Here is an 18,220-nt window from a genome sequence, read left to right as displayed (position 1 = left end):
GATCGCCGGCAATATCGCCTATGATAGCTGCTGGCTCCCTACTCAATCGTCCTTCCTTTCGAAACGTTGTCTCATCACGCCTTCGACTCGTGATGAGGCAACGCTCTTCTTGCTTTTTCATCGTCAACCGTTTCGCGTCTACGGCGATGACTCATTGACGCGCAACGTCTGCAGATAACATCTCGGCGGTGCGTCGATTCCGATTAACGCGCGAAACGGCGGCGTCTCACCTACCTGAATCAGATCACTTCTATCCGATGAAACTCCCCTCTCTCTGCGCGCTGCTTCTTACCCTTTGCATTTCTACGCCTAACCTGACAGCAGCACGTCCTCTCGCACTCGTCCCGTATCCGACACAGCTATCAATCGAAACCGGAAAGACACTGACTCTTCCCGGTGAACTGACTGTTCGCATTCCCGACAACCCGAGTTGGGTGGAGCACGTTGAAGTCACCGGGACGTTGATAGAACGAATCAGCCAAGGAGAGCATCAGCTACGGTTGTCGGATTCACCGGACGCGTTGTTGCAAATCACAAAAGACGACTCGCTCGCTCCGGAATCGTACACACTGCACATTGACGAAACACGGTTGCTGCTGAAAGCCTCTAGCCTAAAAGGCCTGGCCCACGGCACCGCAACAATCATGCAGCTACTCGGCGATTCCGAACACTCTCAACTGCCATGCCTCGAAATAGATGACGCCCCGCGCACGTCGTATCGCAACTTCATGATCGACATGGGACGCAACCCGCACAGCGTTGCGTTGCTGAAAGAAACCATCGACCTGCTGTGGTTCTACAAAGTCGACTCAGCTCAACTGCACCTTACCGACGATCAAAGAATCGCATTTCCATCGACCGCGTTCCCAAATCTTTGGGACGGTCTGATCACGTTGGATGAGTTTCGCGAACTCGAAGCCTACGCGGTAACACGTGGTGTCACGTTGATCCCTGAACTCGAGGTTCCCGGTCACTCGTCGATGCTCCTCAAACACTATCCCGACGTGTTCGGCAAAAACGGCACCGAGTTAGCGAGTAGCCCGAAAGCGTTGAAAGGCATCAAAACACTACTCGATGAAATGATGGATGTGTTTCCTTCAACACCCTACATCCATGTCGGTGGTGATGAAGCGTTTGGCGTTCCCGAAGAATACCAACGAGACCTCATCAACACGCTTCACGAATATCTCAAGAGCAAAGGAAAACAAACTCTCGTTTGGGAAGGGCCTCGACCAGGGAAAGGGGCCAACAAAGTCAACACAGAGGTCATTCATCTCAATTGGCGAACAATCAATTACCCAGCCGACCAAATGCTGAAAGACGGCTATCGGGTTGTGAATGCATCGTGGGATCCGCTGTACCTAGTCGATCACTACCCACGCACCAACTTTACGATGACATCCCCGCAGCACATTTACGAAACGATGTCGTTGACGCGGTTCAAACACGTCAATCCCGGAATTCCTACCTACTCCAACCCGATCGACGTCCAACCGACTGATCAATTGCTCGGATTCTGCATGCCGTGGTGGGAAGGACGCGAGGAAAATTACTTCGCTCAAATCGTCCCACGCATTATCCCCTTCGCGGAAGTCGCGTGGAACCCCGAGATTTCGCGAGACTATTCCGACTTCGCGTCCCGATCGGCAAAGACCGAATCGGTTCGCCGTGCGGCCCACTATCCCGTCTCAATCACGCCCTCCCAATTGAGCGTCTCAGGCGACAGCGTCTTTCAAAACCAAACACAAGTCACATTGACGTGCAACCTCGCCGTTGCCCCCAAGGACGGGTCACTCCCTGTGGTTCGCTACACATTGGACGGTTCTGAACCTACCACGTCATCAGAACTCTATGTCGGTCCGTTGACGCTCTCGCAATCGTCAACAATACGTGCGGCTGCTTTCCTCGATGATCAACCAATCGGGCATGGATCTCGCAGCAAACTCACGGCGGTGGATCCCACTCGCAATAAGGCATTGGGCAAACCGGTAACCTCGAGTGTTTCATCGGGAAGTCCGTTCTCGGTAGATCGCATCACCGATGGTGGAACCGATAATCTCGATTTCTATCTCGGGTACCCGGCCAGCCCGGAGCCGATCTCAATCACCATTGATTTGGAATCCATCCAAACCGTGAACCGGATTGATGTTGTCGCTTACACGATCAGCGGGTCCTACGAAAAGTACACCGTAGAGTGCTCAACCGATGGGATACACTTCGAAGAAGTCGCCTCGCGCCTGGACAAACCACAGAAACCGGTCTCGCACGTCCAACATGAATTGAGTCCTCGCGATGTCCGTTTCGTTCGCATTCGCACCTACGGAAATCGCGACTATGTCTTCAACTCCTTCTCAAAAATCGTCGAGGTTCTCGTTTACTAGCACCTCAAACGGTTGCTAAAAAAGCGTCCGACTTCGAAGAACGCTGGAGGCGTTTTGGAAATGCACTCGCATTCCGGCGCAGCCTAGTTTTCGGGTAGGTGGTAGTGGATCTTGTTAAAAATCCTGATGCAGCAGGATCTTTAACAAGATCCACTACCCGAAAAGAGAACTGCAATAATCTACTCGACAATCCCAGCACAGCCGTCGGCAAATCTTGCACAACCATTGGCTGCTCCTCTCCCCGCATTCTGTTTGATCGCATGACACTCTCTCTCGTCGACTACTCAATCATTGCGGCGTTTTTTGTGATTTCGACTGTGATCGGAATTGTTGTCAGTCGCCGCGCCGGGAAAAGCTTCACGGAGTACTTCCTGGCGGGCGGGCAAATGAGTTGGTGGATGCTTGGCATCTCGATGGTGGCAACCACCTTTGCGGCCGATACCCCAAACCTGGTTACCAACATCGTTCGCCGAGACGGGGTCAGCGGGAACTGGGTTTGGTGGGCATTCTTGCTGACCGGTTTGCTTACCGTTTTCGTTTACGCGAAACTCTGGAAACGCAGTGGAATTTCGACGGATTTGGAGTTCTACGAACTTCGCTACAGCGGCAAGGCGGCGGGCTTTTTACGTGGCTTCCGGGCGATCTATCTCGGCGTGGTTTTCAATTGCCTCGTGATGGCGAACGTGATTCTCGCAGGGATCAAACTCGGCGGCGTGCTTCTCGGTGCCTCACCTTTGGAAGTTGTTTGTGTGGCAGGAACGGTGACTGTCGTGTACACGCTGTTGGGTGGTTTACGAGGTGTGATCCTGACGGACTGTTTCCAGTTCGTCGTGGCCATGTTCGGTTCCGTTGCGGCGGCCTATGTCGTGTGCAATCTGCCTGAAGTTGGCGGTTTGACGGCGTTACTGAGTCACGAATCGGTCCACGAAAAGATGAATCTACTTCCCGATGCGTCTGACTTCGATGCGTTGGTACCGCTGATGATCGTACCGCTCGCCGTGCAGTGGTGGAGCGGTTGGTACCCGGGGGCGGAACCAGGCGGCGGAGGCTACGTGGCTCAGCGGATGCTCGGGGCGCGAAGCGAACGTGACGCAACAACAGCGACACTGCTGTTCCAGATGACTCACTACGCACTTCGTCCTTGGCCTTGGATCCTTGTGGCGTTAGCGTCCATCGTTGTTTACCCGTCGCTCGAGAGTATTCAAGTGGCGTTTCCGGATATCGATCCATCGATCGTTCAAGACGACCTCGCCTATCCTGCGATGCTGACGTTTCTGCCGAGCGGCCTCTTGGGGCTTGTGATCGCCAGTTTGATCGCCGCGTTCATGTCCACAATCTCCACGCACCTGAACTGGGGTGCGTCCTACATCGCACACGACTTCTATCGTCGGTTCTTCAATCCCGCGGCGACAGACTCTCAATTAGTCAGGACGGGGCGATTGGCAACGGTGGGACTGATGATCCTCGCCAGCGTCGTTGCGTTGACACTCGAGAGCGCAATGGAAGGGTTCGGCATCATCCTGCAAATCGGTGCCGGCACCGGGCTGATTTACATCCTGCGATGGTTCTGGTGGCGGATCAACGCGTTTACCGAAATCACTGGCATGGCAGTTTCGTTCGCGGTCGCAGTCTTCTTCAAATTCGGCTACCACCTCACCGGTTGGCCGGAACTGAACTCGTGGCAACAACTACTCGCGGGCGTAGCAGTGACCAGCGCGGCGTGGATCGCGGCAACGTTCCTCTCGCCCTCGACCGATCGTGAAAAACTGGAGTCGTTCTATCAGAAGATTCGCCCAGGCGGATCAGGCTGGGGTCCGATTCGCAGCGAACTACTCGCGAAAGGCATTCAAATCGAGACGGCTGATTCGATCACGACCGGCTTGGCTGCGATGCTCGCTGCGACCACGCTGGTTTATGCCGCACTCTTCAGCACCGGCTATTTTCTCTATCAGTGGTGGGGCTACTTCGCAGCCAGCACTGCCGTTGGGTTGGTTTCACTGGTGTGTCTGGTGAGAACATGGCCGAGCCTGAACTTCAGTGGCCGAGACTCATCATCAGATCACCGGGCAGATTGAAAGTGCGTTGAGATCAAGCAGCGAATTGCCAGAATCACCTGCGATCCTTTTCGCATTGGCACTGTAGCGGGCCACTCGGTTGCGTCCATCATGTTTCGCTTCCAACAAAGCATGATCCGCCGCGTCAATGAGATGCTCGACTGTCTTTGTCTCGCCACACCGGTGAGCAACACCAAAACTCGCGGTAATCTGAATCGTCCCTTCAGGAATCTGAAACGGACTTTCCGCCAATCGCTGCCGAACTCGATCGGCCCATTGTGCAGCGACATCCTCATCCGCATCCACCAGGATCACGCAAAATTCCTCGCCCCCGTATCGAGCGATACTATCGCCGCAACGCATCTGCGTGGAAATTAGTTTTGCGACTCGTTGCAACACCTTGTCACCGATGACGTGCCCGAATTCATCGTTGACTCGCTTGAAAAAGTCAACGTCGAGAATCACGCACGACAGCGGCGTTTGATTCTCGCATGCCTGCGCCCAATGCTTTTCGAATTCGGAGAGCATCGCGTGTCGGTTTAAAACCCCCGTGAGAGCATCCATCCTCGCCGCTAACTTGAGTTTCTCCACCAAACGTGCGTTTTCGCATTGGATGAGTTTTCGCTGAATCGCGTAGCGGATTGTTCGTTTCAATTCTCGTGGAGTCGTGTCACCTTTGAGGAGATAATCTTGTGCACCAAGATCCAGAGCGTCCAACGCGACCTCATCGTCATCCAATCCGGTCATCATGACGATGGGAAGGTGAGGAAAGCGTTCCTGTATTTTGGTGATTCCCTCGAGTCCGAACGTGTCAGGCAACGACATATCCGACAGAACGATGTCACATTCGAACTCCTCGAGCCACCGCAGGGCCGCATCGAGTGTGTCGCATACGTTCAGTTGAAACGAACCCGAGCACTCACTCAGCATCCGAGAAAACAACAACACATCGGTTTCATCGTTTTCGATGAGAAGAAGTTTCGTCGGTGAAGATGATGTCCCTCTCATGTCTGAAACTCCGGCTCGCTAGTTTCCGAACATGGCTCTGCACTACGACTCGGTGGCAGCGACACGACTCGAAACCAATAGGCACCGAGACTCCGCACCGAATCAATAAACTGCTCCATGTCGACCGGTTTTTGAATGTACGAATTGCATCCAAGGTCATAACTCCGGACGATATCCGTTTCCTGCTGGCTGGTTGTCAACACGACGACGGGGATTCGAGCGAGCCGTTCACACTTCTGCAACTCGCGCAGAACCTCTCGGCCGTTCATCTTGGGCATGTTTAGATCCAGCAGGATCAGGTCCGGTGTCGGCGACAACTCCGGATCAACATACTCGTCGCGACGACGCAGATACCGCATCGCTTCCTCCCCGTCACCGACAATCCGCAAATCCACATCGAGGGATTCATGCCGCAATGCTCGTCGGGTTAACTCTTGATCGCCGGGGTCATCATCGACCAGCAGGATCGTGACGGTCTTGTTGAACAAAGTTGGATACTGTTGCATCGTAGTTTTCCAAAGCAATCGATTAGCCAATCTCGCCTCACCCTATACCTGCACGGCCGACGAAAAATCGTTCGCAAACCCAAGCGGTGCGACCACGACGGGTTTGTCTCCGGACGTTGAGCTGACTGGTGGTGACGCGAGCGGCAGCGAGAAGTAAAAGTGTGTCCCCTTACCCAATTCGGACTCAACCGAAATCTCTCCGCCATGACGTTGAACGGTTCTCTTGCAGATCGACAATCCGATACCGGTGCCCTCGTATTCGCCGCGGTTATGCAACCGTTGGAACGGTTGGAAGATTCGCTCAGCATATTCGCTTTTCATACCAATGCCGTTATCTCGCACACCGAGCAAAACCTGCCCTTCGCCCATGTAACAAGTCAGGTGCACGACAGGAGTTTGCTCCTTGACGAATTTCAACGCGTTGCTGATTAGATTTTGATACAACTGCGTCAACATCACCCGGTCGCCAACGACCACCGGGAGATCGTCTCGCGAAACAACAGCGTCCGATTCCTCGATGGCCAACTGCAACGCGTTGATGGCATCATCAACACATTCGCCAAGATCCACCGGATCATGCTTCATCGCAGCACGTCCCACTCGCGAGAGCTCTAACAACGCTTGAACCAGGTTGCGCATGCGATTCGCGGCATCAACGATAAATTCGAGATCCCTCTGCGCGTCCTCATTGAGTTCACAATCGATATCCTGCTCGAGCAACCGGCTAAAGGAAACCAGCTTTCGCACCGGCTCCTGAAGATCATGACTTGCGATGTAGGTGAACTGATCGAGTTCGTGATTCTGTTCTTCGAGCGTTTTATTGGCGTCAGCTAACTGGTTGCTGGTTTGCTCGATCTCCGCCAAAGCGTTTCGCAGTTCGCGCGTACGACGCTGGACCTCTAATTCGATGCGTGTGTTCGTCGTCTCGAGCGTCGCTTGGTTGCGTGCGTTCAGTGCCATGTCATCGATACTTTGCCGGATCGTAATGATCAAGAAAATGTTCTCAAACAGCATCCATCCCGCGTGTTCAAGAAACCGGAAGGATGCACCGCCAATCACGCCATACACGGACTCCGGCCAAAACCATCCTCGCACCCAATGGTCCATCGCGGCGACAATCGTTGCGGTAGTCAGCACCTTCCAATCACGGTAACAGGCGAGAAACGCCAACGAACCAAACAGGTGAAAGTGTGCCTCGATCCGACCGCCGGAGAGATGAATAAAGAGCGCCCCCATCAGCATTTGACTGACCGCGATAACGTGCCGCGTCAGCGTTCGCCCCGAAGAGCACCAAACCAATACGATCGGCAACGAGGCGATAGCCCCGCCCAGGAAAATCGCCGCCCAAACGTGAAGATGCGTTTCACTTTCCGAACCGGACCACGTGCGTGGTGATATCCATAACGATGCGGCAATACCGGCGATCCACTGCACCGCCATCAAGATGGCAAAGAGGCGATCCGTTCGTCGGTAGATTGCGAGTTGTTGTTTCTCGAGCAGAACCGTTGCCCGCGAGGATTCCTCCGTCGCTGATACTTCGTTTATCGCTGACAGCATTGGGTTTCCTCCACGTTGGTCGAATGCAGCAAGTGGCAACCGTAGACCGGCGTGTTCGTCACGTCGCTCTCACCGTGCCTGATGTGTTTGACGATCGCAGCACGCCCCGCATTGTCTCCTTGATGCCCACGCGAAGAGGTAATCCCTCCCGAGAAACACAAATCGCCGGCGGCGTCATACATCACCACCTGACCGGACGTGGTCGCTCGGAAGCAAGAGGCTTCCATACCTCCTTCATCCAACACCACAATCACACCGGGCATGCGTTCGGCACTTTGCCATAGATCGGATCGTTCCCAACCATCCTCTCCGCAGCAAGCAGTCGGCTTTATAAAGACCGCATAAACCTGAACCTCGCCCTGACACGCGGTCATGAGTCTTTCCAGCTCAGCGATGCTGGCACGGGTGCAAGGACATTTCGGATGCGCGAAAAAAACAAGCGTTGGGCATTCGACAGCCAATGGAAGTTGCGATTCCGATGGCCAGTGTTCCGGTGCACTGACAAACTGCCCCGGCGTGTGTTCGTACCGCCATAGAAGACCGATACCTCCCGCGACCAACGAACTCCAGACGGTTGCGAGAAGAAAAACTGCGCCACCGCATACCAGCGGCGTTCGTCGAAAACTCAACCAGCGCTCGCGCGGCCGATCGACGCGATCCTGTTCACAAATCATGCTTGCCCCTTTCTTCAGATCCGTCTGCCCCAATCATTTACCCCACCACCATTCCTTGGCGGCCAGTTTTACGAGTTCACTCGAACTCATCCGGCAAAAGTAGGGGCGCAATGTCTACACACCGCTCGAAATTCGCATCAAATGACACAAATACCAGTCTACAAGGGGATTTGGGCGTCAACACTTCTTCAATCGTTACAAACCGAACAGACCGGACGAAGGTCTCTCCGCTTCGCTACTGCATGCGCGTTAAAAGCAACGCCCCGTCAGAACAAGGTCGTCACGCGAACTGCTGCTGCATCGTTTCGAGGAATCGCTGCAGTTGGTCGGCCGGCAATTGATTGATGCCCGCCGCTGCCTTGCGACCTCCGCCGGTGGGAAACTGCCGTACCAATTCATCGGCGCCGGTCTTCGTCGCCAACGGAGCCCGCACACTGACGAGATAATCGCCTGATGGCAGTTCGCTGAGCAGTGCATGAGCACGCTCGGGATTGTCGCGAGCCAACTGATTGCTGTAGACACCACTGACTCGCCGAGAAAACGACTCGTTGGGAAACAAGAACGCCGCACAGGAAGCGGTCTCCAACTGCGGGTCGATCGACTGCGCCCGTTTCATGTCACTTTCAAAACCGTCTCGCAGCGTCTCGAAAGTAGTATCCGTCGCGATGAATTCAAACGGATCCGCGTACGGCTGAATCTTTCGGTACAGATCGTCTGGGGCGAAGTACAGATCGTCAAGCGTGCTGCCATAACCGTTGTAGTTGAGCAACGTGCCGAGGCGTTCGAGCTTCGCGAGTTGCGAATCACTTAGCCCCAACGGTTCCGCGGCCGATTTGGCCGCGTCGTGTAGGTTGTCCCCGTAGAGCGCCGTCACCGCCCAAGGAAGAAACTGACCTTCGAGATACCGATTGACCAACAAACCCGTGCAAACATCACCGGCGGTGTCGATTTGAACGGTCAACAATTCCGACTCGGGAATATCGCCGGCAAAATGGTGGTCGAAGTAGGTCACCGGAACATCGGCAGCCAACACTCGTTGCAATTCTTCTCGGTTCTTGTCCAACGAAATATCGAGGACGGTCACCGAATCTCCGGCTTGAACCTGGACGCGTTTCAACAGATTGATGTCTCGCTTCACCCCCGTCACCAACGTGCTCTCTTTGGGGTCGGCAAGTCGCAATTGGTGCAGGGCGCAGATTCCATCCGCATCGCCATTGAAAACGTCGAAGTGAGCCACAAAGGTCTCCGTGAGAATTTGAGAAGCCAGCCTGCAGAGCAGGAAAAGAGGACGCCCAAATTCTAGTAGGAACCAACGAGAACGAAACGGGAGCCGCCAAATTTGCCGCCAATTCGCTCGTTCGAGCCACTCGCAAACGGCATATGACAACCGGCAAACCGATCGCCTACGGGTGTTTGTCGTTCGCGTTGGATCCTCCCACAACTCCGCACGTGGTGGGGTGTCGCCGGCGAATGCCTATTCCGCACCAAGGACCACGACGCTGCTGTGGTCCGATGGCGACGTAACGTAGCTCCCATCGGGGCTAACGGCGAGCGTCTGCACATAGAAGCTTTTCCCGACCGTGTTCTTCTGCACCTTCATTTGACGTTCGCAATCCCAAACGTAAATGACACCGTTTCCACCACTGAAAAGATGCCGGTTGTCGGGTGCAAAAGTCATGCTCCAGTTAATCTCGTTACCCTCGAGCGTGGGAAGTTGTTGCCGTTTCCGAAGATCCCAAAGGTCGATCTTGTACCCGTCGCCGACTGCCAACAATCCGCCGTCCGGTGAAAAACTGGCCGCCTGACCGGACGCGTGCGATCGTCCGACTTGGAGCTCAGAGGTAACAGACGACTGATCGACCGAGAACCACTTCAACGTCTTTCCGTCGGTTGCCATCAACTCGTTACCTGCTGGATTGATCCGCGTCGCTTTCACCTTGCCCGAAAAACCGTCGATCGTCGCGACAATCTCTCCGGATTGAACGTTCCAGTAGCGAGCCACCTTGGCGGCGTCTCCGGACAAGACAAACCTGCCATCGCGAGAGAAGGCCAAACTCGTGATGTCTTTCTCATGAATTGGATACTGCCCCTCCAATTCGAGTTTGCCATTGGCCCCCAATTGATAAACTTCGAACAATCCTTTGTAGCCTCCCAGCAGCATCCGTTGTCCGTCGGGCGTGAAACCGCAAACGCCGATATCACCCATGTGATCCATCCGCCCCGAATCCACCAAGATTTTTCCTGTCTTGAGATCGCAAAGGGAAGCCGACGCGGCTTTGCGACCGATCAACAGAAAGCGGTTCTCGGGCGAGATCGCAACTGACTTTGCCCCCCAACGCAGATCACCGACCGTCGTGACCGGTTGCAGCGATCTCGAATAATCCAAGGAACCCGAACCGATCGCCGAGTCGACGACGTTGTTGAACGGACTGTCATCGACCGAAGCAAGGCCGCGTAGATACTCCTGGTCGGTGTCGCTGAGCTTAGCAACGGGCACTTCAATCGTGCGGCTGTCGTCACGCAGCAAGAAAACCTTCCCACCCTCCTGCTTGACCAACTTGGCGTCGATCTTAAAGCGACCGCTTTTGTCCGACCACTGACGTTTGGGCTCAGGAGTCTTGGAAACCACTGGTGGCGTTGGGGCAGACGTACTAGTAGCCGAAGTACTTGACGAAGACAGCCCCCCCGCCGAAGACATCCCTCCGGAACCGGATCCTTTCGAACGAAGTTTGCTTTCGTAGTCCGACACGTTCGCGGCAAACGCTTCGCGCGCCGTCTCGGTCTCTTGATCCGCCAACGTCCGCTGCCGAATTGCGAGTTTGTTCACGGGGACAAACTCCACTTTCGGGTTCTGTCCATTTCGGACCAACACTCGGACAGACACGTTATCGGAACTGATGAAATAGACGTCTTCCAACTTGCCGTGTTTCTCTCGCAGCAGCGGTGTCCCCTTGAGCAGGCTCATTGCCAAATCGAGCGTCCGCATATCATCATCGAGCACAACGTTTCCGTCGGGCAACGTGCGAATGTCGATCGAAAACTGCGACGGGTCGGATTCCATTTTGCGAAGTGTTTCATTGGAAACGGCAATCCAGTCTTTGCGTTTGACCGTTCGGATCGCCTTCGAATCTTCCGGCAACACACGTGCGAACTGAGACGAAGCGGCTCCCACCACAATCGCAGGCTTCCATTCGCCGATCGAACCGAACAGGATCGGCGCTCCCGGCACTAGCGGTGTCTCATTCGTACCGCGGACATACCCAGCCGGAACGTTCTCGGGGGGCAACTTTGATTTGCGTTGCTTTTCCAACGCCTCGAGTTCCGCATCATTCGGCGGACGCGATTGAACCTTGGTGTTCATCTTTCCGTGCACGACAGAATTCGACACGAGAAACCGTCCTCCGGGCCCGAACTCCGGCGACACGTCGACAACAAAGTAAAACTCAATGCCGAAGTCATCATTGCCATGATTGAGAATCCGGCGGGACCTCGCAAACATGTCTCTCAACCGAATCGTGCCGGTCGCTTCGATCGAGATCGGCATCCCTAAAATACGAGACTCGCCGTGGTCGGTCCGTGCGGCAATTCGTGCGTGACCGGTTCCTTCACGGGTGCGACGATAGTCAAACGCGATCTCATCGCCCGTAATCCCTTTGGTCACACGCATGTTCGACAATTTGTATCGCACCATCCCGTCATGGGCGTCAATCAGGTCTTCTGCTCGCGCAGTTGGGATCGAAAGAAAACAAACACCAACGAACAAAAAAGCGGCAATTCGGCGAACGGTGAGCATCGGGTTCTAATTCCTGTGCCAAAGGAGCGGTGGGGATGAATGAAAACGCACGCATCATCGTAACCGATCACCCCAGGCAAGATTTAAAAATACGTGTGACTTGCGGGATCCGAGGTCGCCCGCGATAACGATGACATGTCGAATGAAACTAACCTCTCCGAACCCGCGATCGAAACACCAGCACCACGCAAACTCGCCTACTCGCTGTTTGCCCTGGCGGCGTTGATGTGGGTGACGCTTTGGTCGATGGGGCGAGTTTGGTGGTGTGAAAAAGGCGATTGGTTGCCGTGGTCATTCGACGTGATGTCAAGCCACAACTCGCAACACCTGTTCGACCCGTACGCGCTTTCACACTTTGAACATGGGCTGGGGCTGTGGTTGCTGCTCAGCCTAATCTTGCCCGCTCGAGTCTCCGCGTACTCGAAAATCATGGCGATCGCCGTGATCGAAGTCGGATGGGAGATCCTCGAAAACACCCCGATGGTGATCCAGCGTTACCGCGAGGCCACAGTATCGCTCGACTATTTCGGGGACAGCATCGCCAACTCGACCTCGGACTATCTGATGTGCCTCGCCGGCATCTGGTTGGCACGCCGGATCGATTGGCGAGCGTGCGTTGGAGTCCTCGTCGCACTCGAAATCATCAGCTTGCTCTGGATCCGAGACAGTCTGCTCATCAACATTATCATGTTGACGTATCCGATTGACGCGATCCGCGAGTGGCAATCGGCGGGCTAGTCACCGCAGCATCGGGGCATCGGGGGCAATTTACCCGCGACGGCTGATGATGATGATCGGCGAATCGGACTCGAGGGCTATCTTTCGTGTAAAGTCACCAAAGAGCTTTTGTCTCGGACCGAGGCGTTGCACGCCGAGAACGATCAGCCCTTTTTCGCCCGCTTGGTTGGTGATGGTGCCGAGAACGTCGTTGCTCGTCACGACCTCCTGTTCACAATCGCTGCCTGAGTTTTCCTCCGCAGTTCGTTTGAGTTCTTTGGCAACCCGTCGACGATCCATCGGCAACATACTCGTCGGCACCACTCGAAGGAATTTAACCTGGCGTTTTTGGTGCCGCGAAAGACTACTGAGCAAACGAGTCAAAAGGTAGTCATGCCCACCACGTCCCCCTACCGGAACGAGGATTCGTTCAGCCTGAGACAATTCCCAATCAGGCGGAGCACGCAACACCACCACGTCCGTCGACAACTCACCAAGGAGTCGTTCGAGAGGGGAGTCGGTACTGTTTTCGGTAATCTCGCTGAGGCCCAACAGCACCGATTCACAGCGGTGCATTTTTGCCACGCGTGCGATCTCCTCGAGGGGCTTCGAAGAAACCGTCGTCAGCGTTTCGCAATGAACTCCTAACCTCACCGCCGCCTGCAGCACGCGAGTCTGCACATGGGTCAAACGATTCAGCGGAGCCGGTTGAGCGACCGGATCCCAGTCGACCGGCGAGACCACGACCGTCTGCACCAAAACTCGACCGACGTACCAGGGAACCAAAGTATCGGCGAGTTCCAACATCGCCACCGCGTTGTTCGGGTTCGCGATCGGAACCAAAACAAGCGGCGTGTTTCCTCGCAATCGAGCCAACTCGGGGTTGGAAGCGAGATTGGAAACATCGGTCAGGCGAGCACGCCTCGCGAAAAGGGTCAGGAACAAGACCCCACCGATACTCAGCCAACCGACCGCGATCGAACCGGCAGCAGGCACCGCGACACCTTGAAAGATCGCCAGACCCACACATGCCATCCCGCCGACGACCGGAACGAACGGATAGAAGGGCGTTCGAAACGGAGGCGGTGAATTCCTACTCCGACGACGTACCAAGATCGCGAGAGCATGTGCGATCGCAAACGTCACGAGAAAAATCAAACTCGACGCAGCACCCGCGGCAGCGACATCCGGCAAAGCAATGATCAGAACGCAGATCAACAACATCGTCACGAACACGGCCACGTACGGTGTTCGCAAACGTTTGCTCGTGTGAGAGATCCACGCGGGCAAAGTATGATCGCGTGACATTGCCAATGCGATTCGCGAGGCCGCAAACAGATTCGCTTGCAGGGCCGTGAACATCGACAGTACCGCGGCAACGATTACCAGCCAATATCCCGCAACTCCTAGGAACTCTTTCGCCGCTACCGCCACGACGGTTTCCGGATCCTCGGCGGCCAGTTCAGTGATCGTCTTCGTCCCGTCGGTCCCGACGACAACCAATACAAACAACAATGGCAGATAGATCGAAAGCGCGATCACCAAAGACAGGATCATCGCGCGGGGAATATTACGGGCGGGCTCTCGCACTTCGCCACCCACCGCCGCAATCAGATCGAATCCCTGCAGAGCGATGAAACTGTATCCCATCGCTTGAACCAATCCGCCGGTTCCCGAAATCAGAAACGGAGTCATCGCGCGTGTGGTGTCGGCAACCGTTTGCCCCGCCAGAGCCCAAAACCCGCCAAACACCAACACCGTGAAAACAACCACCTTGGCAATGTTCACCCAAGGGCCGCCACCACCGCTTCGCATCATCATGACCGAGGCTAGCAAAACGGTTGTGGACAATGCGATCGCCGGCGTCAGTCGGGGATCGTCGAGCCACGCGGGCACCGAACCATCCAACGCGTACAACTCGCGCATCAACAGTCCGGCAAAACTGCCAAAGCCGATCGCATACAGAACCGCGGCGACGATCGAGGCGAACCAGACGACCCAACCCACCGTGAACGCGGACTCAACCGACAGCACCTTCCGAGAGAATAAATAGGTGCCGCCCGACTCGGGAAACTTCGATGACATCTCGGCGAAACTCAACGCCGTCAACATCGCGATCACACCGTTGAGTGCAAACGCCAGGATCGCCCCCGGACCGGTCGTTGCGAACGCCACACCGGCCAACGCCAATATGCCTCCACCCACGATCGCGCCCACACCGACGCCGGTCGCGCCGATCAAACTCAAACTTCGCTCTGTCTGCTGATCCCCGTTCCCGGAATCACTCTCTATGCCGGTAGCGATTGTGAATCTCGCTGCGAAGAGGATTCTTGGCTCGCGAGTTGACGCTGATCGATTTGCCGTTGTCGTTCACGTCGTCGTCGACGTTGATCATCGGTTACCTGATCGGCACACCGTGGGCAGGCCACGCCATGTTCGTATTTCGAATCGGCTTTCATCTCCTCGGTCACCGGCCAACCGCATCCGTGACACAACGAATACTGCCCCGCTTGCAATCGATGATCGACCGAAACGCGGCTGTCAAAAACAAAACACTCACCTCGCCACCGTGACTCTTCCGGCGACACATTCTCGAGATAGTTCAAGATGCCACCTCGCAGGTGATAAACCTCCGAGAAACCGCACTCCTTCAAATAGGCAGTCGACTTCTCGCAACGAATTCCTCCGGTGCAGAACATTGCCACCTTGGGATGTTCTTTCGGGTCGAGGTTCTCTTGAACGTATTCCGGAAATTCGCGAAAGGTATGTGTGTTGGGATTGATCGCGCCCTCGAATGTTCCGATTTCGATTTCGTAATCATTGCGGGTATCGATCAAGACCACATCAGGGTCTTCGATCAACGCGTTCCAATCCTGCGGTTCCACATAGGTACCGACGCTCTGCAGAGGATCGATCCCCTCGACGCCCATCGTCACGATCTCTTTTTTCAACCGCACACGAGCACGACGAAATGGCAACTCGTCGCAACCGGACCATTTCACGTCAGTCAACTCAAACGGTCGATGATTGTCGTGCTCCATTTGACGCAACCAGTCGACAAAGCCACGGAGCTGCGCCGGTCGACCGGAAATGGTTCCGTTGATGCCCTCGGCGGCCAACAACAACGAACCCCGCAGTTCGTGTGCATCCATGCGTTCCTGCAGCGGCGATTGCAGCGTTTCGAAATCCTTCAACGGAGTGAAACGGTACAACGCAGCGACCAACACGAGCGGGTCGTCGGCTGAGATCGCTGGGGAGGTCGCCTGGAGATTCGAAGTGTGGGCAGCCACGGCAAATTGCATGCAAAGCGAGTCAGGAACGGTTCGTTAAGGACAATCGCCAAGTCTACAACCGGACTCGAAAATCGGCAAACCGCTCGCTCAATCTGCGTCAACCGGTCGCCAATTGACCGTGTCGATGACCACGTACCCGTCGGAGTCTTCGTTGGATACCACCACCCTCGCCGGCGAGTCGGCGGTGAAGCGATATCGACCGAGTACACGCAGCGGCGCGTCGTCTTTCGTGTGAGCACGCGTTTGGTCTACGTGGACCTCCGCAATCCCATCGGCATGATGAATTTGCACCAACGCTCGCGTCGATCGATTCGAATGCGGCGGGAATGCGATTCGGACTTCGTACCACCCCGAGTCGGGCAACTCGGTCTCGAAAGACGCGGTCGACTTGTCCTCGCGTCCGTTCCCGTCATGGCGGTATCCGGTTTCAAAATATCCACCCGACGCATGACTCAGTTGCCATGAACCCGCCAAGACGGCCTGATTATCGTCCACGCTCACTCCGGTGAGCGTTTTGGTTTGGTACAGCTTTTTCGCCTTCATTCGCAATTGGATACTTTCGGGAGTTTCCAGAATCTGTCCGTCGGCGAGCAGTCGCTCTTTTACACGGTCATACTCGACGTCTTGCACCGCCATATCACTGTCGATCGCGAGTGCAGCAATCGTCGCCGCTGACTGGCCGAGAATCATGAAGACGGGTTCCATTCGGATCGACCCGAACGCCATGTGCGTGCTCGAAACGCAAACCGGAACCACGAGATTCTCGCACTGTTCTTCCTTCGGCAACAAACATCCCATCGCGATCTGATACGGACCGTTGGTACTGACCCCGATATCGCCTTCGTTCTGCACGTAGCCTTCGTCGGTGATATAGCGTTGGATGTTGTGCGAATCGATTGAGTACGATCCCATTCCGACTGATTCAGGCGTTTGCAATCGCTTTTGAAGATGATTCTGCGTGATCACGAAGTCACCAACCATCCGCCGCGCCTCGCGTACGTAAAGTTGATGCGGCCAGTTGCCGTTGTCGGTGAACTCATCTTTGGCGAGTCCCCAACTCGCCATCTTCTCACGAATGTCTTCGGGAACCCGTGGATCGTTGGCGATGAAATACAGCAACCCTTGTTGATACCGACGGTGCTCCTCAATGATTTCTTGCCGCCGCTCATACGACGCCTCGGGATATTCATCGCTCATCCCGATGTAGTCGAAACTCAGCGGCCCGTGGTTATTGGTATCAGTCTTTCGGTTCGGGATGGGATCAAACTTGTTGAACACCTCTTTCCATCCAGCCTCGAAGCAACGCACCATCAACTCGAACTCGGCCGGATCATAACCGTCCGGTTTCGGGAACGGCACGCGGTTGGGGTCATGGTTTGTTAAGCACGTTCGAAAGCAGTATGCCTGCACGTGCTTATCACCGCTGCCGAATTCTCCCGGCGGTTCGGTGCTGACCAAGGGGATGACACCGCTCGTTGGATCACCGGGAATGTTGTACGGATCTACCCGCCGAGGCAGAACATCGAAGTGGTGTGAATGGTGCAGCACACCGGTTTGGACGCCGGCGTTTGGTTCATTGTATTGCTGCATCGATTCTCGACCGAAGGTGGTCTCCACTCCCGCCGTGGCGATCAGGTCGCCTTCGTAGGTTGCATCAATGAAGACCTTGCCAGGGAATTTGCGGCCGTCGAGTGTTTTGATCGAAACGATGCGGCCGTCTTGCTTTTCAACTCCCGATTCTCGATCCAACCAAGCGTCACGCACCACCGTCAGCTCGTTTTCGGAAACGAGATCCTCAAAGATTGCCTCGGCAACATGCGGCTCAAACACCCACATGGTTGCTTGCTCGTCGTCGCTCGCACGATGTCCTTGCGCCCGATTGCCGTAGGACTCGCGAGTCTGCGCGGTCCAGGCATCGGGTTGTTGGTAGTGTTCATAGACGCGTTGATAAAACTCTTTCGACAGTCCACCGATCACGTACTTATTCCCGGTATCAGTCCAACCGAGACCACCGCTGGTCAATCCGCCGAGATGTCGGTCGGGCGACACGATCACTACCGACTTGCCCATCCGTTTCGCTTGGACGGCCGCGATTACTGCCGCCGAGGTACCACCGTAGACAACCACATCGTGAGTTTGGGTTGCCTCAACGTCTTCACCGTGCGTGCGCGCCACTGAGGAAATTGCCACGGCGAGAATGACAAACACTCGAAACAACATAGATATCCTGCTCAAAC

At 55.3% G+C, this 18,220-nt stretch carries 12 protein-coding genes; 3 read left to right on the top strand and 9 right to left on the bottom strand.

What is annotated here, in order from left to right; all coding sequences use genetic code 11:
* The first annotated feature begins 257 nt into the window (after positions 1–257).
* Positions 258–2,381 carry a family 20 glycosylhydrolase gene (locus tag RSSM_RS29170; RefSeq protein WP_044303959.1) on the top strand — a complete coding sequence of 708 codons (2,124 nt, stop codon included), beginning with the start codon at positions 258–260 and terminating at the stop codon, positions 2,379–2,381.
* Positions 2,382–2,641: 260 nt separating this feature from the next.
* The gene (locus tag RSSM_RS29165) at positions 2,642–4,456 is read left to right on the top strand and encodes a sodium:solute symporter family protein (RefSeq protein ID WP_008688334.1); all 1,815 of its coding nucleotides are present in this window, start codon (positions 2,642–2,644) and stop codon (positions 4,454–4,456) included.
* On the opposite strand, the gene RSSM_RS29160 is transcribed toward RSSM_RS29165, so the two are convergent.
* The 6 genes from RSSM_RS29160 to RSSM_RS29135 all read right to left on the bottom strand — a co-directional run bounded on the left by RSSM_RS29160 (position 4,436) and on the right by RSSM_RS29135 (position 11,973).
* Entirely contained in the window at positions 4,436–5,443 is a 1,008-nt protein-coding gene (locus RSSM_RS29160) for a GGDEF domain-containing response regulator (RefSeq protein ID WP_008688333.1), read from the bottom strand. The genes RSSM_RS29165 and RSSM_RS29160 overlap by 21 nt on opposite strands.
* On the bottom strand, positions 5,440–5,949 hold the full coding sequence (locus RSSM_RS29155) for a response regulator (protein WP_008688331.1): 510 nt from the start codon (positions 5,947–5,949) through the stop codon (positions 5,440–5,442). The genes RSSM_RS29160 and RSSM_RS29155 overlap by 4 nt, the downstream gene beginning before the upstream one ends.
* A 42-nt stretch (positions 5,950–5,991) precedes the next feature.
* Positions 5,992–7,506 carry a sensor histidine kinase gene (locus RSSM_RS29150; protein ID WP_008688330.1) on the bottom strand — a complete coding sequence of 505 codons (1,515 nt, stop codon included), beginning with the start codon at positions 7,504–7,506 and terminating at the stop codon, positions 5,992–5,994.
* Positions 7,491–7,880 (bottom strand): hypothetical protein, encoded by a 390-nt coding sequence (locus RSSM_RS33435; protein ID WP_008688327.1) that lies wholly within the window; start codon positions 7,878–7,880, stop codon positions 7,491–7,493. The genes RSSM_RS29150 and RSSM_RS33435 overlap by 16 nt, the downstream gene beginning before the upstream one ends.
* A gap of 580 nt (positions 7,881–8,460) precedes the next feature.
* Positions 8,461–9,417: a phosphoesterase dhha1 gene (locus RSSM_RS29140; protein WP_008688325.1), complete on the bottom strand. Its 957-nt coding sequence runs from the start codon at positions 9,415–9,417 to the stop codon at positions 8,461–8,463.
* A gap of 237 nt (positions 9,418–9,654) precedes the next feature.
* The gene (locus tag RSSM_RS29135; RefSeq protein ID WP_008688323.1) at positions 9,655–11,973 is read right to left on the bottom strand and encodes an SHD1 domain-containing protein; all 2,319 of its coding nucleotides are present in this window, start codon (positions 11,971–11,973) and stop codon (positions 9,655–9,657) included.
* A 135-nt stretch (positions 11,974–12,108) separates the two neighbouring features.
* On the opposite strand from RSSM_RS29135, the gene RSSM_RS29130 reads away from it, so the two are divergent.
* Positions 12,109–12,711, top strand: a complete 603-nt coding sequence (locus RSSM_RS29130) for a DUF2585 family protein (protein WP_008688322.1) — start codon at positions 12,109–12,111, stop codon at positions 12,709–12,711.
* Positions 12,712–12,741: 30 nt separating this feature from the next.
* Here the strand turns inward: RSSM_RS29130 and RSSM_RS29125 are convergent, their stop codons facing one another.
* The 3 genes from RSSM_RS29125 to RSSM_RS29115 all read right to left on the bottom strand — a co-directional run bounded on the left by RSSM_RS29125 (position 12,742) and on the right by RSSM_RS29115 (position 18,158).
* Entirely contained in the window at positions 12,742–14,937 is a 2,196-nt protein-coding gene (locus tag RSSM_RS29125) for an APC family permease (protein WP_008688320.1), read from the bottom strand.
* 41 nt (positions 14,938–14,978) lie between these two features.
* Positions 14,979–15,992, bottom strand: coding sequence for an oxygen-dependent tRNA uridine(34) hydroxylase TrhO (gene trhO / locus RSSM_RS29120; RefSeq protein ID WP_008688318.1), 1,014 nt, complete (start codon positions 15,990–15,992; stop codon positions 14,979–14,981).
* Positions 15,993–16,070: 78 nt separating this feature from the next.
* Positions 16,071–18,158 carry an FAD-dependent oxidoreductase gene (locus tag RSSM_RS29115; protein WP_261340273.1) on the bottom strand — a complete coding sequence of 696 codons (2,088 nt, stop codon included), beginning with the start codon at positions 18,156–18,158 and terminating at the stop codon, positions 16,071–16,073.
* Between the last annotated feature and the right edge of the window lie 62 nt (positions 18,159–18,220).

Source organism: Aporhodopirellula sallentina SM41 (assembly GCF_000346505.1).
In the GTDB taxonomy this organism is placed as follows: Bacteria; Planctomycetota; Planctomycetia; order Pirellulales; family Pirellulaceae; genus Rhodopirellula; species Rhodopirellula sallentina.
Note: the sequence above shows the minus strand (reverse complement) of the source record. Positions and strands in the feature narration are given on the sequence as shown.

What these genes read in the sequence shown, in the direction of transcription:
- RSSM_RS29170 (WP_044303959.1), top strand. Translation starts at nt 258, where the DNA reads ATGAAACTCCCCTCTCTCTGCGCGCTGCTTCTTACCCTTTGCATTTCT.
- RSSM_RS29165 (WP_008688334.1), top strand. Translation starts at nt 2,642, where the DNA reads ATGACACTCTCTCTCGTCGACTACTCAATCATTGCGGCGTTTTTTGTG.
- RSSM_RS29160 (WP_008688333.1), bottom strand. Translation starts at nt 5,443, where the DNA reads ATGAGAGGGACATCATCTTCACCGACGAAACTTCTTCTCATCGAAAAC.
- RSSM_RS29155 (WP_008688331.1), bottom strand. Translation starts at nt 5,949, where the DNA reads ATGCAACAGTATCCAACTTTGTTCAACAAGACCGTCACGATCCTGCTG.
- RSSM_RS29150 (WP_008688330.1), bottom strand. Translation starts at nt 7,506, where the DNA reads ATGCTGTCAGCGATAAACGAAGTATCAGCGACGGAGGAATCCTCGCGG.
- RSSM_RS33435 (WP_008688327.1), bottom strand. Translation starts at nt 7,880, where the DNA reads ATGACCGCGTGTCAGGGCGAGGTTCAGGTTTATGCGGTCTTTATAAAG.
- RSSM_RS29135 (WP_008688323.1), bottom strand. Translation starts at nt 11,973, where the DNA reads ATGCTCACCGTTCGCCGAATTGCCGCTTTTTTGTTCGTTGGTGTTTGT.
- RSSM_RS29130 (WP_008688322.1), top strand. Translation starts at nt 12,109, where the DNA reads ATGTCGAATGAAACTAACCTCTCCGAACCCGCGATCGAAACACCAGCA.
- trhO (WP_008688318.1), bottom strand. Translation starts at nt 15,992, where the DNA reads ATGCAATTTGCCGTGGCTGCCCACACTTCGAATCTCCAGGCGACCTCC.